23 protein-coding genes are annotated in these 23,570 nt (G+C 60.1%); 10 read left to right on the top strand and 13 right to left on the bottom strand.

What is annotated here, in order from left to right; all coding sequences use genetic code 11:
* Positions 1 to 23 precede the first annotated feature (23 nt).
* Positions 24 to 1,352, top strand: coding sequence for an omega-aminotransferase AptA (gene aptA, locus C5750_RS08080; RefSeq protein ID WP_105733363.1), 1,329 nt, complete (start codon positions 24 to 26; stop codon positions 1,350 to 1,352).
* Here aptA and C5750_RS08075 read toward each other — a convergent pair whose 3' ends face one another.
* Positions 1,353 to 2,567 (bottom strand): ROK family transcriptional regulator, encoded by a 1,215-nt coding sequence (locus C5750_RS08075; protein WP_105733362.1) that lies wholly within the window; start codon positions 2,565 to 2,567, stop codon positions 1,353 to 1,355.
* Between the two features lie 223 nt (positions 2,568 to 2,790).
* On the opposite strand from C5750_RS08075, the gene C5750_RS08070 reads away from it, so the two are divergent.
* The 6 genes from C5750_RS08070 (at position 2,791) to C5750_RS08045 (ending at position 9,003) form a co-directional block, all read left to right on the top strand.
* Entirely contained in the window at positions 2,791 to 4,029 is a 1,239-nt protein-coding gene (locus tag C5750_RS08070) for an extracellular solute-binding protein (RefSeq protein ID WP_105733361.1), read from the top strand.
* 215 nt (positions 4,030 to 4,244) lie between these two features.
* On the top strand, positions 4,245 to 5,126 hold the full coding sequence (locus C5750_RS08065; RefSeq protein ID WP_105733360.1) for a carbohydrate ABC transporter permease: 882 nt from the start codon (positions 4,245 to 4,247) through the stop codon (positions 5,124 to 5,126).
* Positions 5,126 to 5,971 (top strand): carbohydrate ABC transporter permease, encoded by an 846-nt coding sequence (locus C5750_RS08060; protein WP_105733359.1) that lies wholly within the window; start codon positions 5,126 to 5,128, stop codon positions 5,969 to 5,971. Before C5750_RS08065 ends, C5750_RS08060 begins: the two co-directional genes overlap by 1 nt.
* Positions 5,968 to 6,990, top strand: a complete 1,023-nt coding sequence (locus C5750_RS08055) for an SIS domain-containing protein (RefSeq protein ID WP_105733358.1) — start codon at positions 5,968 to 5,970, stop codon at positions 6,988 to 6,990. The genes C5750_RS08060 and C5750_RS08055 overlap by 4 nt, the downstream gene beginning before the upstream one ends.
* A gap of 4 nt (positions 6,991 to 6,994) precedes the next feature.
* Positions 6,995 to 7,930 (top strand): PfkB family carbohydrate kinase, encoded by a 936-nt coding sequence (locus C5750_RS08050; protein ID WP_105733357.1) that lies wholly within the window; start codon positions 6,995 to 6,997, stop codon positions 7,928 to 7,930.
* A complete protein-coding gene (locus C5750_RS08045; protein WP_105733356.1) occupies positions 7,927 to 9,003 on the top strand; it encodes an ABC transporter ATP-binding protein in 1,077 nt (358 codons plus the stop codon). Before C5750_RS08050 ends, C5750_RS08045 begins: the two co-directional genes overlap by 4 nt.
* Positions 9,004 to 9,006: 3 nt before the next feature.
* Here C5750_RS08045 and C5750_RS08040 read toward each other — a convergent pair whose 3' ends face one another.
* The 12 genes from C5750_RS08040 to C5750_RS07985 all read right to left on the bottom strand — a co-directional run bounded on the left by C5750_RS08040 (position 9,007) and on the right by C5750_RS07985 (position 19,815).
* Positions 9,007 to 9,909, bottom strand: coding sequence for an AraC family transcriptional regulator (locus C5750_RS08040; RefSeq protein ID WP_105733355.1), 903 nt, complete (start codon positions 9,907 to 9,909; stop codon positions 9,007 to 9,009).
* A gap of 136 nt (positions 9,910 to 10,045) precedes the next feature.
* Positions 10,046 to 10,972, bottom strand: coding sequence for an ABC transporter ATP-binding protein (locus C5750_RS08035; protein ID WP_105733354.1), 927 nt, complete (start codon positions 10,970 to 10,972; stop codon positions 10,046 to 10,048).
* Positions 10,969 to 11,784, bottom strand: a complete 816-nt coding sequence (locus C5750_RS08030) for an ABC transporter ATP-binding protein (protein ID WP_105733353.1) — start codon at positions 11,782 to 11,784, stop codon at positions 10,969 to 10,971. Before C5750_RS08030 ends, C5750_RS08035 begins: the two co-directional genes overlap by 4 nt.
* Positions 11,781 to 12,659 carry an ABC transporter permease gene (locus C5750_RS08025; RefSeq protein ID WP_105733849.1) on the bottom strand — a complete coding sequence of 293 codons (879 nt, stop codon included), beginning with the start codon at positions 12,657 to 12,659 and terminating at the stop codon, positions 11,781 to 11,783. Before C5750_RS08025 ends, C5750_RS08030 begins: the two co-directional genes overlap by 4 nt.
* 15 nt (positions 12,660 to 12,674) lie before the next feature.
* Complete coding sequence (locus C5750_RS08020; RefSeq protein ID WP_105733352.1) at positions 12,675 to 13,652, bottom strand: ABC transporter permease; 978 nt, start codon at positions 13,650 to 13,652, stop codon at positions 12,675 to 12,677.
* 55 nt (positions 13,653 to 13,707) lie between these two features.
* Positions 13,708 to 15,360 (bottom strand): ABC transporter substrate-binding protein, encoded by a 1,653-nt coding sequence (locus tag C5750_RS08015; protein WP_105733351.1) that lies wholly within the window; start codon positions 15,358 to 15,360, stop codon positions 13,708 to 13,710.
* A 33-nt stretch (positions 15,361 to 15,393) separates the two neighbouring features.
* A complete protein-coding gene (locus C5750_RS08010; protein ID WP_105733350.1) occupies positions 15,394 to 16,419 on the bottom strand; it encodes a glycoside hydrolase family 3 N-terminal domain-containing protein in 1,026 nt (341 codons plus the stop codon).
* 37 nt (positions 16,420 to 16,456) lie between these two features.
* Positions 16,457 to 16,936, bottom strand: a complete 480-nt coding sequence (locus tag C5750_RS08005) for a GNAT family N-acetyltransferase (protein ID WP_105733349.1) — start codon at positions 16,934 to 16,936, stop codon at positions 16,457 to 16,459.
* 163 nt (positions 16,937 to 17,099) lie between these two features.
* Positions 17,100 to 17,471: a YbaN family protein gene (locus C5750_RS08000; RefSeq protein ID WP_105733348.1), complete on the bottom strand. Its 372-nt coding sequence runs from the start codon at positions 17,469 to 17,471 to the stop codon at positions 17,100 to 17,102.
* A 96-nt stretch (positions 17,472 to 17,567) separates the two neighbouring features.
* Positions 17,568 to 17,993, bottom strand: a complete 426-nt coding sequence (locus C5750_RS07995; protein ID WP_105733347.1) for a hypothetical protein — start codon at positions 17,991 to 17,993, stop codon at positions 17,568 to 17,570.
* Positions 17,994 to 18,161: 168 nt separating this feature from the next.
* On the bottom strand, positions 18,162 to 19,208 hold the full coding sequence (locus tag C5750_RS07990) for a glutamine synthetase beta-grasp domain-containing protein (protein WP_105733346.1): 1,047 nt from the start codon (positions 19,206 to 19,208) through the stop codon (positions 18,162 to 18,164).
* A gap of 352 nt (positions 19,209 to 19,560) precedes the next feature.
* Positions 19,561 to 19,815, bottom strand: a complete 255-nt coding sequence (locus tag C5750_RS07985) for a hypothetical protein (RefSeq protein WP_105733345.1) — start codon at positions 19,813 to 19,815, stop codon at positions 19,561 to 19,563.
* A 238-nt stretch (positions 19,816 to 20,053) separates the two neighbouring features.
* Here C5750_RS07985 and C5750_RS07980 point away from each other — a divergent pair, with 238 nt between their 5' ends.
* The 3 genes from C5750_RS07980 (at position 20,054) to C5750_RS07970 (ending at position 23,547) form a co-directional block, all read left to right on the top strand.
* Complete coding sequence (locus C5750_RS07980; RefSeq protein ID WP_245421038.1) at positions 20,054 to 20,611, top strand: TetR/AcrR family transcriptional regulator; 558 nt, start codon at positions 20,054 to 20,056, stop codon at positions 20,609 to 20,611.
* 301 nt (positions 20,612 to 20,912) lie between these two features.
* Positions 20,913 to 21,845, top strand: coding sequence for a helix-turn-helix domain-containing protein (locus C5750_RS07975; protein WP_105733343.1), 933 nt, complete (start codon positions 20,913 to 20,915; stop codon positions 21,843 to 21,845).
* 589 nt (positions 21,846 to 22,434) lie between these two features.
* Positions 22,435 to 23,547, top strand: coding sequence for a porin (locus C5750_RS07970; RefSeq protein WP_105733342.1), 1,113 nt, complete (start codon positions 22,435 to 22,437; stop codon positions 23,545 to 23,547).
* Positions 23,548 to 23,570 lie beyond the last annotated feature (23 nt).

The raw sequence follows: 23,570 nt of genomic DNA, 5'->3' as shown, positions 1-23,570 counted from the left end.
TGATAAGAAGAGGAGAAACCCGTATGCTCATGAGCAATACCCCATCACTCGAAAACTATTGGATGCCATTCACGGCGAACCGGCAGTTCAAGGCAGCGCCGCGCCTGCTCGCCTCCGCCAAGGGCATGTACTACACCGACGTCGATGGCGGACAGGTGCTCGACGGCACGGCGGGCCTCTGGTGCGTCAATGCCGGGCACGGGCGCGAAAAGATCGCCGATGCCGTGGCGCGCCAGTTGATCACCATGGATTATGCGCCGTCCTTCCAGATGGGTCATCCCCTGGCCTTCGACTTTGCCGAAAAACTAGCGGCGCACGCACCGGGCGGCAAGAAGGCCGGCCTGACAAAGGTGTTCTTCACCGGCTCCGGCTCGGAATCCGTCGACACTGCGTTGAAGATCGCCATCGCCTATCAGCGCGCCATCGGACAGGGCACGCGCACCCGGGTCATCGGCCGCGAGCGCGGCTATCACGGCGTCGGCTTCGGCGGCATTTCCGTCGGCGGCCTTGTCAACAACCGCCGCGTCTTCCCGCTCCTGCCGGGCACCGACCATATCCGCCACACGCACGATCCCGTCCGCAATTCCTTCGTCAAAGGGCTGCCTGAACACGGTGCCGATCTGGCCGACGATCTGGAACGGCTGGTCGCGCTGCATGGCGCGGAAACCATTGCCGCCGTCATCGTCGAACCGGTTGCCGGGTCGACCGGCGTTCTTCTGCCGCCGAAGGGCTATCTCGAGCGTTTGCGCGCCCTCAGCCAGAAACATGGCATCCTGCTGATTTTCGATGAAGTCATTACCGGCTTCGGCCGCCTCGGCACCCCCTTTGCCGTCGATTACTTTGGCGTGGTGCCCGATCTCGTCACCACGGCCAAGGGCCTGACCAACGGGGCGGTGCCCATGGGCGCCGTGTTTGCCAGCGAGACCATCTACGGCGCACTGATGCACGGCCCCGAGAGCCAGATCGAGCTTTTCCACGGCTATACCTATTCCGGGCATCCCGTCGCCTGTGCCGCCGGTCTGGCCACGCTGGAAGTCTATCAGGAGGAAGGGCTCCTGACCCGCGCTGCCGCCATGGCCGACCATTGGCAGGACGCGATCCACAGCCTCAAGGGCCTGCCCGGCATTGTCGACATCCGCACCATCGGCCTTGTTGCCGGCATCGAACTGGCATCGCGTCCAGACGCTGTGGGTGCGCGCGGCTACGATGTCTTCACCGACTGCTTCAAAAACGGCCTGCTGGTGCGTGTCACCGGTGACATTGTTGCTCTTTCTCCGCCCTTGATCATCGAGAAAGAGCAGATCGACACCATCGTCTCCATGCTGGGCGACGCCATCAAGAAAGCAGCCTGATCAGGGCGTTTTCAGAATTGCCGAGAAGCGCGGGTCAAAGGCCCGTGCAATCGGTTCCGCTGCCGCTCCCAAGGCGACCGACCAAGGATCAGCGAGCCCTGCCTGAAGGCGGGGCTCAGGGTAACGCTGGGCCCGGTCCGCTATCGACGGCATCAGCGGTCCCATCCGCTCTATCAGCCGGTCAATCAGTGCTTGCGGTGCACCGCCGCACAGAATGGTGGTCTGCGGATCGAAGATCGATTCCAGCATCTGCACAGTCCGGCGCAAGCGGTCCGCCGCATTGTTGATCCAGCGCTCCACCGCCGGGCCGCCATCGGCCACCGCATCGGTGACGAGGGCAAAGAGCCGGGGATCGGAGGGGTCGATACCCAGCACGTTGCACAGGGAGGCCATGGATGTGTAGTGCTCCAGCGGCTCGACATTCGCATCGTCGCCGGGAGCCAGCGCCAGCATCATGCCGATCTCACCGGCATTGGAATAGGCGCCGCCGTAGATCTCGCCATTGAGGATCAGTCCGGCGCCAAGGCCATAGCCGAGATAAATGCACACGACGTGGTCAAGGCCGTGGGCAGCGCCCAGCAGCCTTTCCGCCGTTGCGGCCGCCGAGGCATCGTTCTGTAGCGCAACTTCGAGGCCGGTGCCCTCCGCGATCCGTTCGGCCAGCGGAAAGTTCTGCCAGGCCGTCATCATCCACGGATCGTCATAAAGTTCATTGATGCCGAAGGGGCCGGGCATGGCAAGGCCAAGACCGACAAGCTTGCCCGCCGCATGCGGGAACTGCGCCATCAGCGTTTCGCAGGCCTTCCCAACGATATCGAGAATGACAAGAACCCCTTCCGCAGGACCGCCGGAGGGCAGCTTGGATTCCGTCTGCACCAGCACGTCGCCAACCAGGTTGACGATGACGGTGCGCGTGACATGCCGGTCGATCTGCAGGCCGATGGCAAAAGCGCCATCGGGCACGAGATGATAGGGCGTGGCGGGCTGGCCCCGCCCTTTGCGGACACTGGCCTGCGACTGCACAAGCCCGTCGCGGGCCAGTTCCTCGATGATGTTGGACACGGTCTGCGGGGTCAGCCCCGTGGCACGGGCAAGGTCGGCGCGCGACAAGGCGCCATTGATCCGCAGCGCATCGATCATGATGCGGCGGTTATGCGCGCTTGCGCCACCCAGATTGGTTCCGCTCTTGGCCCGGATCGATTTTCTCGCGTCCATTCCGCCCCCTCTTGACACCAGATCAATATTGATCAAGAAATAAGTCAAGACAATTGATTTAATACAAAAGACCGCAAGAGTCTTGGGGGAACGTGAGCACTGGCTGGACGTTGGCACGTCGCGGACAGGTCCTGAACGACAAAGCTCCCGCGCATAATGACCATCAACCGGCGCCGGTTCGTCACGGACAGGTTCCGGCCACAAGAGCCAAATAGGAGGTACCATGTTGAAATCCATCCAGACCGCGCTGCTTGGCGCAACACTTCTGGGAGCCGCACTTGCCTCTCCCGCCCATGCAGAGACCAAGATCAATGCGCTTTTCATGGCGCAGGCTGCCTATAGCGAAGCCGATGTCCGCGCCATGACCGAGGCCTTCACCAAGGCCAATCCGGATGTCACCGTCAATCTCGAATTCGTGCCCTACGAAGGCCTGCATGACAAGACCGTGCTGGCCCAGGGTTCGGGCGGCGGTTACGACGTGGTTCTGTTCGACGTGATCTGGCCGGCGGAATACGCCACCAACAAGGTGCTGCTTGACGTCTCGGACAAGATCACCGGCGACATGAAGACCGGCGTGCTGCCGGGTGCATGGACCACGGTCGAATATCAGGGCAAGCGCTACGGCATGCCGTGGATTCTTGACACAAAATACCTGTTCTACAACAAGGAAATCCTCGAAAAGGCCGGCATCAAGACGCCGCCGAAGACCTGGGCGGAACTGGCCGAGCAGGCCAAAATCATCAAGGACAAGGGCCTCCTGGCCACGCCGATTGCCTGGAGCTGGTCGCAGGCGGAAGCCGCGATCTGCGATTACGCCACGCTGGTCAGTGCCTATGGCGGCAGCTTCATCAAGGACGGCAAGCCCGTCTTCCAGTCGGGCGGCGGCCTCGATGCGCTCAACTACATGGTCGACAGCTACAAGTCCGGCCTGACCAACCCCAACTCCAAGGAATTCCTCGAAGAGGATGTGCGCCGCGTGTTCCAGAACGGCGAAGCTGCCTTCGCGCTCAACTGGACCTACATGTACAACATGGCCAATGATCCGAAGGACAGCAAGGTTGCCGGCAAGGCCGGCGTTGTTCCCGCTCCGGGTATCGACGGCAAGAGCACTGTCTCCGCCGTCAACGGCTCGATGGGCCTTGGCATCACCTCCACCAGCAAGCACCCCGATGAGGCGTGGAAATATATTGCCTTCATGACCTCGCAGCAGACGCAGAACCAGTATGCCAAGCTGAGCCTGCCGATCTGGACGTCATCCTATGCGGACCCGGCTGTCTCAAAAGGTCAGGAAGAACTGATTGCGGCGGCCAAGCAGAGCCTTGCGGTCATGTATCCGCGCCCGACGACGCCGAAATATCAGGAGCTGTCGACCGCCCTGCAGCAGGCGGTGCAGGAATCGCTGCTCGGCCAGGCCAAGCCGGAAGATGCGCTCAAGACAGCCGCCGCAAACAGCGGCCTGTGATACCGCGACGTGCTGCTTCACCCCCCTCTGCCCTGCCGGGCATCTCCCCCACAAGGGGGGAGATCACATCGACATGAAGCTCTTGAGCGATTTGTCATGGTGAAGTGTGCTTGATGTCGCTTAAGCTGGCTGATCTCCCCCCTTGTGGGGGAGATGGGCGGCAGCCCAGAGGGGGGTGAATTGACACCACGAATTGATGAAACAGGCGTTCCTTCATGACGAGCAATTGGATTACGACACGCGCGTGGCTCCTGATGCTGCCGCTCCTTATCGTCATGATTGCGATTATCGGCTGGCCGCTGGTCGATACCGTACGCCTCTCCTTCACCGATGCCAAACTGGTCGGCACGGCGGGCAGCTTCGTGGGCCTCGACAATTATGTGAAAATGCTGTCCGGCTCGAATTTCCAGCGAACCCTTGTTACCACCACGCTCTTTGCCGTGCTTTCGGTCGCGGCGGAAATGGTGATCGGCGTTCTCGCCGCCCTCCTCCTCAACCAGCAGTTTTACGGCCGCTCCGTCTTGCGGGCGCTGATGATCCTGCCATGGGCTCTGCCGACGGTGGTCAATGCCACGCTGTGGCGGCTGATCTACAACCCGGAATATGGCGCGCTCAATGCGGCGCTCACACAGATCGGCCTTCTCGACACCTACCGCTCGTGGCTCGGTGAGCCCGGCACGGCGCTGACCGCCCTGATCGTTGCCGACTGCTGGAAGAATTTTCCGCTGGTGGCGCTGATCGCGCTGGCCGCGCTGCAGGCCGTGCCGCGTGATATCACCGCCGCATCGATGGTGGACGGCGCCGGTGCCTGGGCCCGGTTCCGTTTCGTCATCATGCCCTATCTCGCCGGTCCGCTGATGGTGGCACTGGTCCTTCGCACCATCGAAGCATTCAAGGTTTTTGACCTCATCTGGGTGATGACGCGCGGCGGCCCGGCCAACAGCACCCGCACGCTGTCCATCCTTGTCTATCAGGAAGCCTTCTCGTTCCAGCGCGCGGGGTCCGGTGCCTCGCTTGCCCTGATCGTCACGCTTCTCATCACCATTCTTGCCGTCGCCTATGCCGCCCTGATCCGCAAAAGCGCAGGAGCCTCCTGATGGAACGCCGCAGCCTGACAGCCACCATCCTTGTCCATGCCGCAGCGCTTATTCTGGCGGCGGTCATCCTCGCGCCGGTGGTCTGGCTGTTCATCATGAGCATTTCCTCGACCACCGACCTCATCACCAAGCCGCTGCGCTGGTGGCCCGAAACCATCGACCTCTCACGCTATGGCGTTCTCCTGTCGAGCGTTGCCAACAGTGCCGGAGAAGCGTTCGTCGCCTCGCTTTTCAACAGTCTCAAAGTGGCGGGGATGGCAACTGCGGCAGCGCTTGTCGTCGCCATACCCTCGGCCTGGGCGGTCTCGCGCACGCCAAGCGTCGGCTGGTCGCTTTATGCGGTTATCGCCACCTACATGCTGCCGCCGGTGGCGCTCGCCGTCCCGCTCTATATGGCCCTGTCAGCCCTCGGTCTTCTCAACAATGTTTTCGGGCTGGCTCTTGTATATCTGACCATCCTTGCGCCCTTCACCACTTGGCTGATGAAATCCGGTTTCGATTCCATTCCGCGCGAAATCGAAAGTGCCGCGACGGTCGATGGCGCGCGGCTTGACCAGATACTGCGCCTGATCACCCTGCCATTGGCTGCGCCGGTCATGGCGACCGCGGCGCTCTTTGCCTTCCTGCTCGCCTGGGATGAATTCTTCTACGCGCTGCTGTTCACCTCCGACCAGCGGGCCAAGACCCTTACCGTCGCCATTGCCGATCTGGCGGGCGGCCGGGTTTCCGATTACGGACTGATCGCCACAGCGGGTGTGCTGGCCGCCCTGCCGCCGCTGATCATCGGTCTGTTCATGCAGCGTGCCCTGATTTCGGGCCTGACCAATGGCGGCGTCAAGGGATGAGCATGACATCTGACCCGAACCTGCCCGCCGGCCTTATGGCGATTGAACGGGAAATGGCGCGGCAGAATGCCGATGCAATCGCGTCCTTCGAAGCGGCAAAGCCGCTTGCCGCGACAATCGCCCAGTCGCTGCGCCAGACCGGACGTCTCCTGCTGCTCGGCATGGGCGGCTCCCACGCGGTCAGCCGGGCCGTCGAGCCGCTCTATCGCAGCCTGGGCATCGATGCGGTGGCACTGCCCCTGTCGGAACAGCTTGGGCAGCCGCTGCCGACAAGCGGCAAGACAGTGTTTGTAACCTCCCAGTCCGGTGAAAGCGCCGAAGTGCTGCGCTGGTTCGCCGAGACAGGCGTGGCGCCCGATACGTTCGGTCTGACGCTCGAAGGCGGATCGACGCTGGCCCGCACCGTTCCCTCGCTTGTGGGCGCGGGCGGCACGGAAAACGCCTTTGCCGCCACCCGCAGCCTGACTGTCAGTTTTGGCCTGCATCTCGCCATCCTCGCGGCGTTGGGCGATGATCCCTCGGCGGCGCTCGCGCGCCTTGAAGGCGGCAGCACAGCGCAGATCGATGCGGCGGTCAAAGCCCTCTCCCATGTTTCCTCGGTTGTAACCTCCGGCCGCCGGTTGCAGGGTGTCGCCGAAGCCATTGCATTGGGACTGACCGAACTGTCGCGCATCCCCTGCTTTTCCCTGGAAGGCGGGCAACTGCGCCACGGGCCGATGGAAATGCTTGGGCCAAGGGTCGGTGTCGTGCTGTTCCGCGGCAAGGATGCCACCGCCGGACTGGTTGCCGGAATGGCTGTGTCCGCGTGCGAAGCAGGATCGCCTGTCGTGGTGTTCGACGCCTTGGGCGAAAAGCCGATTGATGGCGCCACCACCGTCAGCACAGGTGAAGCCGCCGGCATCGCCGCGATTTTCGCCCTGCTGCCTGCCGCGCAGCGTTTCATGATCGCCTTTGCCGGTGAACGGGTTGCCGACGTCGGAACGCCTGTCCGCTCGACCAAGATTACGCGGAGCGAATAGGATCATGCGCCCGCTGGCCGTCATTGGAAATGTCAACGTGGACCTGATCCTCGGCCCTGCCGATCCATGGCCGACGCCCGGCACGGAGATCATGGTCGACTACGACGAACTGCGCGTCGGCGGTTCGGCCGGCAATTCGGCTTTGACCTGGGAAGGGCTCGGCATCGACTTCCAGATTGCCGCCAATGTCGGCAGCGACCAGTTCGGCCAATGGCTGCGCGAGGAATTCGGCGTGCGCGGCCAGCGCTGGCCTGTCGCCCCGATGGGAACAACCCTGTCCGTCGGTATTACCCATCCCAATGGCGAACGCACATTCTTCACGACGCGCGGCCATCTCGGCGCGCTTTCCTGGCCGGATGTCCTGTCGATGCTGGACACGCACCGGCTGCGTGGCGGCTATGTCCTCCTGTGCGGCTCGTTCCTGACCGATACGCTGGTTGCGGATTACGACGCGCTGTTCGACTGGGCCGATGCCAACGATATCCGCGTCGCGCTCGACACCGGCTGGCCAGCCGGCGGCTGGAGCGAAGCCAACCGTGCGGCAGCACGTCAATGGCTGTCGCGCTGTCACTGCGCCCTGTTCAACGAGGTGGAAACGACGCGGCTTGCCAACAGGATCGAGCCCGCAGACGCGGCGCACGCGCTGAAGGCGCTGATGCCGGAAAACGCCATCATCGTGGTCAAAAGCGGAGCGGATGGCGCCCTGGCCGTCGGTCCGGACAATCAGCTGGTGACAGCCGATGCGCCGGTGGTATCCGTTGCCGACACGATTGGCGCGGGCGACGTTTTCAATGCAGCTTTCCTCGCCGCCCTCGCCCGGGACATGCCCTTGCAACACTGCATCGCCGCCGGTGTCCATGTGGCATCCAAAGCCATCTCCACCGTACCCCGCCGCTATGACAGCCATGACCTCGACACCACGCCGGAGAATGCGCAATGAGCGCCCTTGAACTCATCGACATCAGGAAACGCTATGGCGCCATTGAAACCCTGAGAGGTATCGACCTGTCGCTTGCCAGTGGCGAGTTCCTGGTGCTGCTCGGCTCCTCCGGCTGCGGCAAGTCCACGCTTCTCAACATCATCGCGGGGCTGGCGGAAGCAACGGAAGGCGATGTGCGCATCGGCGACCGCTCCGTGACCGGCGTGCATCCGAAGGACCGGGACATCGCCATGGTCTTCCAATCCTACGCGCTCTATCCGAACATGTCGGTGGCGCGCAACATCGGCTTCGGGCTGGAAATGCGCAAGGTTGCGGCGGCCGAACGTGCGGACGCCGTGCACAAGACCGCGAAAATGCTGCAGATCGAGAATCTGCTCGAACGCAAGCCTTCCGAACTTTCCGGTGGCCAGCGCCAGCGTGTCGCCATCGGCCGGGCTCTGGTGCGCGATCCGCAAATCTTCCTGTTCGACGAGCCGCTGTCCAACCTCGATGCCAAACTGCGCATGGAAATGCGCACCGAACTGAAGCGCCTGCACCTGATGCTGGGAACGACGATTGTCTATGTCACCCACGACCAGATCGAGGCGATGACGCTGGCAACCCGCATCGCCGTGATGCGCGACGGCCAGATCGAGCAATTGGCAACGCCCGATGAGATCTACAACCGCCCGGCCACCCGTTATGTCGCCAGCTTCGTCGGCTCGCCGCCGATGAACATGCTGGAAGCCACGGTGGCCGAAGGTATCGCCCATATTGACGGATCGCTGAGCGGCTTTGCCCTTCCCGCCGATATCCGGGAAAAGGCCGGTCAGGTACGCGATGTCATCATCGGTATCCGCCCTGAAAGCCTCAGCCTTGCTCCGGCGGGTGATGCAGCGCTTGGCATCGATGCCATGGTCGAGGTGGTGGAACTGACCGGCCCCGAGCTGGTGGTCACGTCGACCATCGGCAGCCAGCGCCTGACCGCCAGCCTGCCGCCGAAATCGACGGTGACAGCCGGGATGGCCCAACGCTTTGCCATCGATGCCGGTGCCTTGCACATATTCGACAAGGCAACCGGCAAGCGGCTTTAATCTTCAGCCTTCCAGCAGATAGTCCGGCATGTCCTTCAGCCGGGCGATATCGCGCAGCGGCGGCTGGCCAAAGAGGCGCGCATATTCGCGGCTGAACTGCGACGGGCTGTCATAGCCCACCGCATGGCCCGCCGTTGCCGCGTCCAGCGACTGGCTGAGGATCAGCCGCCGGGCTTCCTGCAGCCGCAGCTGCTTCTGGTATTGCAGCGGGCTCATCGACGTCACCGCCTTGAAATGCTGATGGAAGGAGGACGGGCTCATATTGGCTTCGGAGGCCACATGCTCGATGCGCAGCGTCTTGCGAAAATTGCGCTTGATCAGTCCGATGGCCTTGTTCACCTGATGCAGGCGGCTTTCCGACTGGGCGATCTGGCGCAGGCGGCCGGACTGTTCGCCCGTCAGGAGCCGGTAGAGCAGTTCACGCTCGGTCAGCGGCGCCAGCATGGAAATGTCCTTCGGCGTATCGAGAAGGCGGACCAGCCGCACGACATTGTCGAGCAGGTCCGGCCCCATCGGATTGAGCGACATGCCGCGGTCGGGCAACTGGTTGCTGAAACTTTCCTTCGGCGCTTCCAGCAGCAGTGCGCTGAGCATGGTGGGATCAAGGTCAAGGCGCAGCGACAGATAGGGCTCGTCTTCCGACGCTTCGATGACATGCCCGACAATGGGCAGGTCAACGGAAACGGTCAGATAGGTTGCCTTGTCGTAATAATAGACCTCGTCACCCAGCATGGTGCGCTTGCGGCCTTGGGCGATCACACAGACCGCCGGTTCATGCACCACATGGTTCGGCTCGGTCGGCGCCGTGGCACGGGCAAGGTTCAGGCGCGGAATATCCGTCGAAAACAGCCCATCGGCACCCGTGTGCTTTTCGATCAATTGTGCAAGCTCGGTAATTTTGTCCACGGCAGCTCTCCTCGGATAATGCCCACCCTATCTAGGTGTCATCCCGCGCGCGCACCAGTGCCGAACCGCCAGCTATGATCCGCTTTGGAGGATTGTGCAATCATCCGGCAGTTTTGGTCAATCGCGACCGCGCGTCTTACGCCGCCCTGCCGCTCGCGATCTGGCGGATGAAATGGCCGGGCTCGACAGCGACGATGCGATCCTGCGGCACCGCCGATAACCGCCGGACTTCGTCGACATCGGCCGCCTTCAATTGCGCCTTCGGATCGTCAAACCGCATCTCCGGATCGGGCACCGCCGAGAGGAGAAGCCGGGTATAGGGATGCTGCGGGTTGTCGATCACCTTGTTGACATCGCCCCATTCGACGATCTGTCCGGCATACATGACGACAATATCCTCGGCGACGTAGCGGGCAGTGGCGATATCATGGGTGATGTAAAGCAGCGCAAGTTTCATGTCCCGCTTCATCTCGTTGAGCAGATTGAGAACACCGAGACGCACCGACACATCGAGCATCGAGGTCGGCTCGTCTGCCACGATCACTTCAGCACCGACCGCCAGCGTGCGGGCGATGTTGACGCGCTGGCGCTGTCCGCCCGAAAGCTCATGCGGGTGTTTGCGCGCGACGATTTTCGGGTCGAGCTTGACCCGGCTCAGCAATTCCTCAACGGCCGCATCGATCTGTTTTCCCCGGAGGTCGCGCCGGTGCAGCTGCAGCGGGCGGCGCAGGTGATAGTCGATGGTATGGGCCGGGTTGAGTGAGGAAAACGGATCCTGGAAGATCATCTGCACCGAACGGCGATAGGCGGCGAGCGCCTTGGCATTATCGGTCGAGACAGGTTTGCCCTTGAACAGCAGCTGGCCTTCGCTTGGCATATATTCCCGCATCACCAGCCGGGCACAGGTGGTCTTGCCGCTGCCGGATTCACCGACAAGCGCAAGGGTCCGGCCGGCATGCAGTTCGAAGGAAACCGACTGCGCCGCATTCACCTTGTAGGGCGCCGTGCCGAAGGACTTCGATACGCGGTCGAGCGCAAGGATAGCCGTTTGCGGATCGCTCATATCGATACCTTTTCCATCACGGGTTCTCCATGCAGCGAGGGGAAGGAAGCCCAGAGCTTTCTGGTGTAGTCGTGCTGTGGCGCGCCATAGATGTTTTCCGCCGTGTTCTGCTCAACCAGTTTGCCCGCCAGCATGATGCCGATGCGGTCGCAGAACTGCACCATCAGGCCGAGATCATGGGTGATGAACAGCACGGAAAAACCGAAGGTGCGGCGCAACTCGTTGATGCGCTGCAGGATTTCGCGCTGCACCACCACATCGAGCGCGGTGGTCGGCTCGTCCATCACGACAATCTTCGGGTTAAGCGCAAGGCAGATGGCAATGACGATGCGCTGGCGCATACCACCGGAAAACTGGTGCGGATAATCCTTCATCCGGTCGGGCGGAATATCGACAAGGCGCAGCATTTCCGCCGTCCGCTCGCGCGCCTGCGCCCGGTTCATCTTCTGGTGCGTGCGCAGCACGTCATAAAACTGTTCCTGGACACGCAGCACGGGATTGAGCGAATTCATGGCGCTCTGGAACACCATGGCGACTTCGCGCCAGCGGAAATCCCGCAGCTGCGCGGGGTTGAGATCGAGCACATCCCTGCCCTCCAGCAATATCCGGCCCGAGCGGATCAATGCCGGCGGCTTGTGCAGGCGGCTGATGGCAAAGGCAATGGTGCTCTTGCCGCATCCGGACTCTCCGGCAAGACCGAAGACTTCCCCGCGGGCGACGTCGAAGCTGACATCGTCCACTGCGCGGAAATCCGTGCTGTCGCCGATATAATCGATGGTGAGGTTCTTCACCTGAAGCAGCGGCGCGGTCACAGGCGGCCCTCCCCGGAGCGGATCAGCGCCGACCAGCGGCTCATGCTGTTTCCCGTGCGAAGGCGCGGATTGGCGATCTCGTCGACGGCAAAGTTCAGCAGCGACAGGCCGATCCCCAGCAAGGCGAGAGCAAAACACGGCGTCAGGATATCCCACCAGGCGCCGACGGACAGGGCCGACGCTTTTTGCGCGTTGTACAGCATCATGCCCCAGGACACGGTCTTGGGATCGCCGAGGCCAAGGAATTCCAGCGTTGCCTCCGTAATGATCGCAAAAATCACGCTGCCGATGAAATTGATGCCGACAATGGAAATGAGGTTCGGAAAGATTTCAAAGGTCATGATGCGCCAGCGCGGCTCGCCCATCATTTCGGCCGATTTGACGAAATCCTTCTGCTTGACCGACAGGGTTTCGGCGCGGGTGACGCGCGCGCCCCAGGCCCAGGATGTGCAGCCGAGAATGACGGCGATGACCAGCGGGCTGGCCTGTCCGATAAAAGAAGCAAGCACCAGCAGCAGCGGCAGGTTGGGCACCACAAGCACCATATTGGTGAAGAAGCTGATGGCCTCATCCGTCTTGCCGCCGCGGTATCCGGCAATGATGCCGAGCGCCGTGCCCAGCACCGTGATCAGGAGCCCGGCGCCGAAGCCGACGGCAAGCGATGTCCGCGCACCGTAGATCAGCCGGGCAAACACGTCCTGACCGATACGCGTGGTGCCGAGCCAATGCTCGGCCGATGGCGGCTGGTGCGGCCGGCCCACGCGGGCAGCGGGATCATATTCCGTCAGCAGCGGTGCAGCGAGCGCAATCAGGACAATGATCAGGAGGATGATCATGCCAACCAGAGCTTTGCGGTTGCGGACAAGTCCGGCGATGAGAGGTTGCATGGCTCATGTCCTCCGCAGGCGTGGATCGAGCAGCACATAGCTGATATCCACGATGAAATTGGCGACAAGCATGGCGATGGTCATGATCAGGAGCTGGCCCTGGATGACGGGATAGTCGCGGGCGAGAATGGCCTGGTAGAGGATATTACCGAGGCCGGGATAATTGAACACGACTTCGGTCACCAGCGAGCCACCGAGCACGGTGCCGATGGCGATGGCAAGACTGCTGACCGTCGGCAGGAGCGCATTGCGCGCCGCATACCAGATCATCACCCGGCTATCGGAAAGCCCTTTGGCCCGCCCCATGACAATGTAATCCTCGCCAAGAAGATTGATCATGTTGTTGCGCATGGTGACGGCAAAGCCGCCGGTCAGCACCGTACAAAGGGTCAGCATCGGCAGGATGCCGTGATAGAGCACGCTGAGGATATAGGTCAGGGAGAACGCGGGATCGAGCGCCGGATCGGCGGAATAGCCGGTCGGAAACCAGTTAAGCGTGAAGCCGAAGAAGAAAAGCACGATCAGCGACGTGACCACCGCCGGAACCGAGGTGGCAAAGATCGCGCCAACGGACACGACCACATCAAAAACACTGCCGCGCCGCCAGGCGGCGAGAATGCCGAGGAATGTCCCAAGCGTGAAACTGATCAGCGTGGCGGTTCCCATCAGCGCCACGGTCCAGATCAGGGCATGGCCGAGCACCTCTGTGACCGGCAGCGGGAAATACTTGATCGACCGACCGAGATCGCCGGTAAAAATGCTCTTGAGATAAGTGAGATACTGCTGCCAGAGCGGCCCGTCGACAAAACCGAAGGTCAGTTTCAGCGATGCGAGGTTTTCCGCCGACAGTTCCGTGCCAGTGCTGGAAAACATGATCTGGATCGGATCCCCCGGCATGAGGCGCGGCAGGAAGAAATTGATCGTGGCAGCTGCAATAAAGGCAGCCAGATAGAATCCGAGGCGTCGAAGCAGAAAGGCCATATGCATCTCCCATCGCAGCGGGGACAGGTTTTACCCGTCCCCGCCTGTGCGATGCCTATTTGACCGGCTCGAGCGCCAGGAGGTGAATGAGACGCGCCGGGTTGTTGCGGGTGATCGACGGATTGACGAAGGGGTGCTCCTTTGTCGACCAGCCGGTGAACCGCTTGGTGTTGTACTGATACCAGTTCGGATTGTTGAACACCGGCATCATCGGCAGGTTTTCCGCAACAATGCGCTGGGCCTTGTTCATCACGGCCTTCTGTTCGGCCGGATCGGCGGTGCGTGTGAAATCCACCAGCAGCTTGGCAAGATCAGGGTTGAACCAGCGCTGCGCGGTAAAGCGGGTCTTGCCCTTGTCCTGTTCGTTATAGGCGCGCTGATAGGGATAATAGGGCGAGGCAGCCGCCGGCAGGCTGTTGATGGCCATGTCGAAATTGCCATTGATCAGGCTACCCGACCACACGGCTTCTTCCGGCGTCGCAATCTTCACGTCGAGCCCGGCTGCCTGCATGCCTTCAATGGCGATCTGCACCGTGTCGATCCAATCCGTCCAGGCATTGGGCACGATCAGCGAGAACGACAGCTTGGTGCCATCGGGATTGTCACGGAAACCGTCGCCGTCTTTGTCCACATAGCCCGCCTCGTCGAGCAGAGCCTTGGCCGCATCCGTGTCATATTTGCCGTATTTGCCGAAATCGGCGAGCACGGACGGATCGGACCAGTTCTTGTACAGTTCGCCCATGCCCGAGGGATCGTCGTTCAGCGTGGGATAGCCATAACCGGCCACGTCGATCATGCCCTTGCGGTCAAGCGCCATGCTCACGGCACGGCGGAACTTCACGTCGTTGAAAGCCTTGCGGTTGTTGGCATTGGCCGTTTCCAGGTTGAACAGGAAGGCAACCATGCTGCCCGGCGTGTACCAGTAGTGGAAGTTCTTCGGGTCCTTTGCCACATAGGTGTTTTCGATATCCGGCAGGAACGACACACCCCAATCGAGCGTACCATTCGCGGTTGCGGTCAGGATCTGGTTGTTATCGGCCAATTGCGGGAAGCGCATGCAGTCGATCTTGAGGTCCTTGGCATCCCAGTAGTTTGGGTTGCGGCACTGGTCGTAGGTCTGGCCGGTAAACCGCGCAATCTCGGTCATCGGGCCGCTGCCGACCGGGTTCTCGTTGGCGAAGGTCACCGGATCGGCAATCTCCTTCCAGACATGTTCCGGAATGATCGGAACCTGCACCAGCTGGTCGGCGGCCAGCGAGCTGGGATTGACCAGCGTGAACCGAACGGTCTGCGCATCGACAACCTCGACGCCGCTGATGAATTTCCAGATGCTGACGAAATCCAGCGCCGGGAACTTCTGCAGATAGTCATAGGTGAATTTGACGTCGGCGGAGGTCAGCGGCTTGCCATCCGACCATTTCATGTCCGGCCGCAGCTTAAACTCGATGCTCTTCAGATCGTCCGCCAGCTTGAAACTTTCGGCGAGGCGATAGTTCGGCTTGTTGTTGTCGAAGCGGTTGAAGATGACAAGCGGCTCGTAGATGAAATCAAGCGTGCTCTGACGCGCCGATGTCTGATTGAACGGATTGAAATTGCGCACCCAGGTGGTGGCCGGCTCGATGTTGACGGTCAGCACTGTCTGCGCCATGGCAGGCGCAGACAGGAGCATCATTGCAGAAGCTGCTGCAAACAGACGGTTTCTCGACATGCGTATTCCCCTATTTTTATTGATTAAAGACGATCAGCTGACCTGCGCGCCGGCAAACATGTCTTCGACTTCGGCGTGCACTGCCTTGACCTCCACTTTCAGCGATCCAAGGCGGGCATTGGCCGTGGCAATGCGGCGGGCTGCGTCATCCGTCAGCGGACGCGATGCCTTTGCTGCCGCTTCGCTGTCGGCGAGATCGCCGTGACTGTGCAGGGCAATGTCAAAGCCCGCATCGAGAACCTGCGCAACCCGCTCCGGCATGGTACCGCTCAGAGAATTCATGAAAATGCAGTCGGAGATAAGGACGCCGTCATACCCCAGATCCTTGCGGATGATATCGAGCATGACGGGAGAGACGGAAGCGGGCCGCTCCTTGTCATAGGCCGAATAGACCACATGGGCCACCATTGCCCAAGGCGTATCCTTGAGATCGATGAAGGGTTTGAAGTCCGTGGCAAGGAGGGTCTCCCTGCTCGCATCGACAACAGGCCGCTCCTTGTGCGAATCCAGCGTGGCGCGGCCATGGCCCGGAATGTGCTTCATAACCGGCATGTTGCCCGTTTCCAGCAGACCGTCGATCACCTCGCGGCCGAGCAGCGTCACGAGTTCCGGATCAGCCCCGAACGACCGGGCGCCGATGACATCGCTTGTGGTATCGAACACCAGATCGAGCACTGGCGAGCAGCCGCTGGAAAGACCAAGCTCGGTCATCATCGTGCCCATCGCACGTGAAGACAGACGCAGCGCCTTTCGCGCCACCTCAAGGTCATGCCGCGCGAGGCGGGCAAACTCGCCAAAACTGCGGAAGAGCGGCCATGGACCGGCATCAAGGTGCTGAACGCGGCCGCCCTCCTGATCGGTGAAGACCGGCGCATCGGCGCGCCCGACAGCCTCGCGGAAACTTTCGATCAATGCCTTGACCTGTTCGGGTTCGCGCTGGTTGCGGCGGCCAACAAAAAGGCCGAGCGGATTGGTCTCGCGAAACAGCGCGATCTCATCGGGCGACAGGACCGGATTGGGGATGCCGACGAACAGGGCGAGAGGCAATTGGCTGGACACTGTATTCACTCCATGGAAACTGTGATTGGGGAGAGGCCTATGTCCGCTTTACGCGCAACATGCCCTGATAGATGCCTTTGTCGTCGGCCGGGATCTCAATGGCGCCGGCGGCTTTCACATAAAAGTCCACCGGACCCGCATCGCCGATGAACGCATAGGCATGGCCGAGCGCCTTCATGGTTTGCAGAGTTGCCGAGAAAAGCGCCAGTCCGATACCTCTGCCCTGCTTGTCGGGATGCACGCCCGTCGGGCCGAAAAAGCCGCGCGCAATCGCGTCGTAACAGGCAAATCCTGCAAGCGCGCCATCCTCGATGGCGATAAGACAGGCGGAAGGCTGGCGGGTGATAGCAACCGTGACTTCGCTCGCCCAGTTGGCGCTGAAATGCTCGCGGACCCAGTCTGTGACCAGTTGCGCCTCGGGCGCAAGCACCGGACGGATGGTGACAGCCACAGCTTCAGCCCGGTTCTTCAGGTCGGCCAGCTTGCCGGTGTACAAGCTTACAAGTAAATCAGACACCGCCGCTCCTCATCCAATAATTCCATTACAATGGAATATATCCCCTTTTAATGTAATAGAGTTGGATTTTTGCACGCGCTTGTCAACTGTTTTTCGGGACGGCGCTGCTCCCTCATGCCCAATGTCCACCCGTTTCCTGCACCTTTTCGTTCACCGGCGCGGGTCATTGTCCGTTCGGACGGGACGCGACATACAGGGCGCAGGCGATGAAGAACAACGCCACAACGGCACCCAGAAGCGGCGTTGGCCGGGCGAAATACCAGAACGTGGCAAAACCGAATGCCATGCCGCCACAGGCAATCCATTTTATCCGGAGCGGAATGGCGCCATGGCGCTGCCACTGCACCAGGGTCGGGCCGAAGACCGGGTGTTCCAGCAGCCATTTCTCGAAACGCGGCGAAGAACGGCCGAAACACCAGGCGGCAATAATCAGGAAAATGGTGGTGGGCATGACGGGAAGCAATGCGCCGATAAAGCCGAGCGCAACCATCACCCAGCCAAGCGCGAAGTAAAACGCGCGTCGCGTTCCGTTCATCCTGCCCGCTCCTTCGCATAACCCGTGGCGATACGAGAAGCGGTTTATCCGGTGATGCGGCGGTTGTCAGCTGGCAACCGCATCAAAGCGTTTGCTTCACAGGCCAAAATGCCCTTTCAGGCCGGGGACCGATGCAACAATCTTGTCGACCAGCTGCGGATCGGCGGATTGTTTGGCATGGGCGATCACGGCGGTACCCGCCTGTTGAATCTGCTCAACCGTCAAGCCGCTGGCCTTGAGCGCAGCCATGCCATTGACGAGCGCGCCGACTTTTTCACCCGCAGCGCCGCCGAGAAACCCGGTTATGCTGGAGATGAGCCCGCCCGACTGGTTGCCCGGAGCCATGACATCAAAACTCTGCGCCAATTGCGCGGCGCCCGGCATTTTTGCAAAAAGGCTGGCGGCCTGTTCCGGGGCTTCATGCTGGAGCACGGACAGCACGGTTCCCGCTGCCTTTTCCGCGGCCTGCGGATCGAGATTGGCTTGGGTCGCGATGGTGGTCACCAGATCCTGGATCGGCATGGCATTCTCCTGTTTGCGCGAGCAGAGCCGGATACTATACGGCCTCTGTGAGCATTGGATGACGCCAGAAAAGGCGTGAAGTTGCAAGCAGAAACGCCCGGACAGGCAATTGAACTGTCCGGGCGCACAAGCCACTATAGAGCCGGTAATCTGCTGCCGTTCATATAATCAAGCGACGGCGGCGAGCCTGTCTTCGACCGGTTCAGGAACCGATCCGATCGTGCGCAGAATCTGCGCCGCGATCTGGTAGGGATCGCCCTGAGAATTGGGGCGGCGGTCTTCGAGGTAGCCGCGATAGCCATTGGCGACAAAGCTGTGCGGTACCCGGATCGACGCGCCGCGATCGGCAACGCCATAGCTGAACTGATGGATGGACTGGGTCTCGTGCTTGCCGGTCAGCCGCAGGTGATTGTCCGGCCCATATACGGCGATATGATCGTCGCAGGCGCCTTCAAATGCCGCCATGACCTGTTCGAAATATTCCTTGCCGCCGACTTCGCGCATATAGGCGGTCGAGAAGTTGGCATGCATGCCGGAGCCATTCCAGTCGGTATCACCAAGCGGCTTGCAATGGTATTCGACGTCAATGCCGTACTTTTCGCACAGACGCTGCAGGAGATAGCGCGCCATCCAGATTTCATCGGCGGCCGTCTTGGAGCCCTTGCCGAAAATCTGGAATTCCCACTGTCCCTTGGCCACTTCCGCATTGATGCCTTCGTGGTTCAAACCGGCAGCCAGGCAGATATCGAGATGTTCTTCGACGATCTTGCGGGCGACGTCGCCGACATTGCTGTAGCCAACACCCGTATAATAGGGGCCTTGGGGTGCAGGAAAACCGGTTTCGGGGAAGCCGAGCGGACGGCCATTCTTGTAGAGGAAATATTCCTGTTCGAAGCCGAACCAAGCGCCCTCATCATCATTGATGCTCGCGCGCATATTGGAGGGATGCGGTGTCTTGCCGTCGGGCATCATCACTTCGCACATGACGAGAACGCCATTCTTGCGTTCGCTGTCAGGATAAACCGCAACCGGCTTCAAAACACAATCCGAACTTCTGCCCTCGGCCTGCATTGTCGAACTTCCGTCAAAGTTCCAGAGAGGCAGCTGTTCCAGCTTGGGGAAAGCATCGAATTCCTTGACCTGCGTCTTGCCGCGAAGGTTTGGGACCGGCGTATAACCGTCGAGCCAGATGTATTCGAGTTTGTATTTTGTCATTATGGCTTCTCTCATAGGTAGGTGTGCGTGCTGATCCTTTTTGCGGGTGCTGCGCCCAATCGTGCGCCATCACCTGCGGATACACTACCCAAAGCAATTTGCGTGCCACTTTCAGCGGAGACTTTATTGCGGCCCTGCCCGCACGCGCAAAAACAGCACATGATAGCTTGCCAGCAAACAAAACCAGGCCGCCAAGGCAAAAACCCGCGCTCACCGATTGCACAGTGTCTGCCGATATTTTGTGCAACTGCGAAAATCCTGTGCAGCAGCGCTCGCCGCAAAACAAAACCGGCAGCTCCCGTGGGAACTGCCGGCGATCATTCACATTGGCAATCCGCGGACTGCCCGAACGCTAAACGGAACCTTCGCAGCAGGCGGAGCGAACGCGCGCGCCCATGGCAAGCAGGCTCTTGGATACGGCGGGCTGGTCTACCGTAAACGGGCGTTGCCACGTATTGGATGTGGCAGCTTCAATATTTTTTCGCGCCACAGACTTCATAAGGAGTTCAAGCTCGCTGCGGGTCACATGGTCAGCGCGCATGACGGCGTTGATCATGGGATCTGATAAAGCTTCAGCAAGGGTAAGATCGGCATATGTCTGTGGCATGATGCTCTCCTTCTCAGCGGCAATCGCGCCGCAACAACGAATAGAATGGTAAATCAGTACTTTTGTAAGGCGCCGGCCCGAACACCAATTTGAAAAATTGACATGAGAACCAAATGCGTGTTACCGGTAAGTAACAACCCACAGTTACTGGACGGTAACATCTATGTCAAGCGCGCCTACGCAGGAAATTTCGAAACCTCACGATACTGTTATATCAGGGGAATCCGACGGCGGCCGAATGCCGCCGCGCGCCCGCATCGTGGCCAGCGCCATTGAGCTGTTTCGCCAGCAGGGCATCAAGGGTGTCGGTGTTGACGCCATTGCCGAGGCCGCCGATTCCAACAAGATGACGCTCTATCGCCATTTCGGATCCAAGGACGATCTGATCTGCGAATGCCTCAAACAGGTGTCCGCACGGCGTGAACAGATCTGGCGCGATCTGGAAGCGGCCTTTCCGGATGATCCGCTGGCGCAGATACGCGGCTGGATTCATGAAGCCGCCGAATGCGTGTTCAGCGATCCGCGCGGATGCGACCTGGCCAATGCCGCCATTGAACTCAAGGAAGCGAATCATCCGGCGTTCAAAGTGATCGTCGATGCCAAGCAAGTGCACAAGCAGCGCCTGATCGATCTTTGCCGCATGGCAGGCATCAGCCAAGCCGAACAATTGGCGGATGCCCTTGTGCTGCTTGTCGAAGGCGCGCGCGTGTGCGGCCAAAGCGCTGGCGTGGAGGGCCCCCAGCAACAGTTGAAACGGGCGTGCGATGCCATGATTGCCGCCTACTCCGCCAAATGACGGCCGCGGGCGCCCAGCCTTCGCCGCCATAACCCTGATAATCCAGCCGCGAAAAGCCGCGCGCCAGGCAAGATCGATTGCCTGGGGCTGGAGGCTGTTCGCCCTATCCCCGGGAAGCCGGACAACCTTCAAATGAGCCCGTTCTGATTCACGCACTTGTTATCAGCGTTCGTCGCAGGAGCATGTACATTACGCAATCAGGACAGGGCTTCCCGACACCCGCCGAACCAACTGCCCGCAAGGGGCAAAATCATACTGGTGCGAATCCAGACGGAGTGGCAATCGAATGGGAATAGCCTTCATGAACGACCGGATGCCGGAAACCCTTCCTTTCATAAGCCATGAAACACGGTCCCAGTGGCTGCTGCAGCGCGTTGCGATCCTGCGCCAGCATCCGAACTTCAGCAAAGCGGCGGCTGACTATGCCGAGGATGCCGTCGGAATTTTTGAAGGCCGGTACATGGCCAACAAGGTTATGGCCAATGTGGCCCGCCAGGTCATCTGCATGTCGATTCTTGCGCTGCATTTCACCCGTGACAACGGCCATCACGGCGCAACCATTTCCAGCATCCAGAACATCACATCGAGCCTGAAGCTCTGCAGCAAGAATACCACGTCCGCGACGATCGATCTCCTGGAGAATATCGGCCTTGTCAGCCGCGTCCTTGATGAAACCGACCACCGGAACCATCTTATCCAACCAACCGACAAGCTGATATCCGGCATGCGCAGGATTGTCGGCGTTGCCATCGCTGCGGCCGACAAACTGTTTCCTTCGCGGCACTACAAGCAGTTGATTGATGGCACCGACGGTTTCGTTGAGCGCTATTTCGCCTCCAGCCTGCACTCGCTGCTCAATGTCAGCACCATGATTTCCAATCTGCACAGTTCCCAGCTCTTCGCCATCAGCGATGGCGGCGGAGTCCTTCTGTGCAAGCTGATGACAATGAAGGAACAGCAAACGGCAGACCGGGAGAACATTGTCAGCTTTCCCTATGATGAAATCGGCAATCTCTTCGGTGTGTCACGCACCCACATACGCCGGCTCATGAAACGGGCTGAAGCGGAAGGGCTCGTCCGTCTGCTGGAAGATGGCGGCCGGCAGATCGAGATATTGCCGGCCCTTGATGATGTCTTCGAAAACATGGTCGCCGCCCACATAGCCCGCGCCCAATTCGACCTTCATCTCGCCAACGAGGATTATGATCTGCTGCCCATAGACCGCAACGCCTGAGTGCGGCCGCTCTGACAGAGCAGATTCTCCGGCCACCCAACCTCTTCACGCTCAAATGAAATGACCCCGCCTCAAGGAATGGGGCGGGGTCGCTGAGCATTGACTGGAGATCAATTAAACTCATTTGCCTTCCGTCCGACGCAGTCCTTCTACGCGGACGAGAATTTGCCTCGTCACGTTGCATCCGATTTCCAAGGCAGTCAAAGGATAAAACTGGTGGCTTTTTGCTACCAATTTTGCACCGCACAATCGTTCCAAACACCGCTTTCCCGCGCCATTTACCGAAAACTGCGGTTTTCATATGCGGGTTCTGTTGGCATCCCCTGGCGTGGCTCAAGCCTTACAAAGATTTGATTTGCATCGAAAAACTCTAAGCCGGCTGGGCGTTTCGCTCGGCCTGAAAACCAAAACAGGTTCGCAATGATGCCATTTTGGACATGAGCGATTGATGCAAATTGGCAACAATGCTTCTAGTAGCAATATACCACCAGTTATGTCCTTTGACCAAAAGGGTACCAAAGTAAGACATAAGTGAGGCATTGCGAATTTGGCTTGCCCCTAAAACAATGATCCTTAACTGGAGATCAACATGAATATCAAAAGTCTTCTTCTTGGCTCCGCTGCTGCGCTTATCGCGGTATCGGGGGCCCGCGCTGCCGATGCAGTCGTTGTCGCTGAACCGGAAGCCGTCGAATACGTCAAAGTGTGTGACGCATATGGTGCCGGCTTCTTCTATATTCCGGGCACGGAAACATGTCTGAAGATCGGCGGCTATCTGCGTGCTGACGTTCAGGGCGGTGACAGTGTTTACACCGGCGGTCACGTCAATCAGGGCAGCGATCCCAACGGTGACGGCACATACGACTTTCTGACCCGTGCCACGATCCGCTTTGATGCCCGTACGGAAACTGAACTTGGCACATTGCGTTCGTACATTGAAACCCGTTTCAACTACCGGAACGGTTCCAATGGCACTTCCATTCCGCAGGCCTTTATCGAACTGGGCGGTTTCCGCATCGGCGTCGCCGATGAAATCTTCGGTTCGTGGGTTGGTTATGCCGGCGATATCATCAACGACGACGTGATCCAGTACAACAGCTTTGCCAGCAACCAGGTCAGCTACACCTATACGGGCGGAAACGGCTTCTCGGCCATCATCGCCGCTGAACAGGGCGAAGCTGAAACGCTGAATGGTCAGAGCTACGACTACCGCATCGATGACTACATGCCCCATGCACTCATTGGTGCGAAGTGGGAACAGAGCTGGGGCAAGATCTCCGGTATCGCCGGTTATGATTCTGCCGTCGAAGAGTGGGGCTTCAAGGCTCGCTTGGACGTGAAGATTACCGATGCCGTTACCGCATGGGTAATGGGTGCCTACCAGACCAACTATGACGACAGGTCTTTCAACACCAACGTCCATCGCAACTGGTTCGGTACGTGGGAAGGCGATTACGCCATCTGGGGCGGCTTGGCTGCCAAGGTTTCCGACAAGGCAACGGTCAATGCACAGGTTGCTTACGAAGAACAGGGCACCCTTGCTGCTGCTTTGAACGTGGCCTACGAACTTGTTCCTGGCTTCACGATCACACCGGAACTCAACTACACCAAGTTTGACGGTGCGCGTAAGGACTACTCGCTTGCCCATGGCGGCAACGACGATGCCTTCGGCGGTATCATCCGCTTCCAGCGCAACTTCTAATCATCGCAAGATGGGACAGTCCG

Origin of the sequence: Phyllobacterium myrsinacearum, assembly GCF_002980555.1 — a bacterium.
GTDB lineage: Bacteria > Pseudomonadota > Alphaproteobacteria > Rhizobiales > Rhizobiaceae > Phyllobacterium > Phyllobacterium myrsinacearum.
Note: the sequence above shows the minus strand (reverse complement) of the source record. Positions and strands in the feature narration are given on the sequence as shown.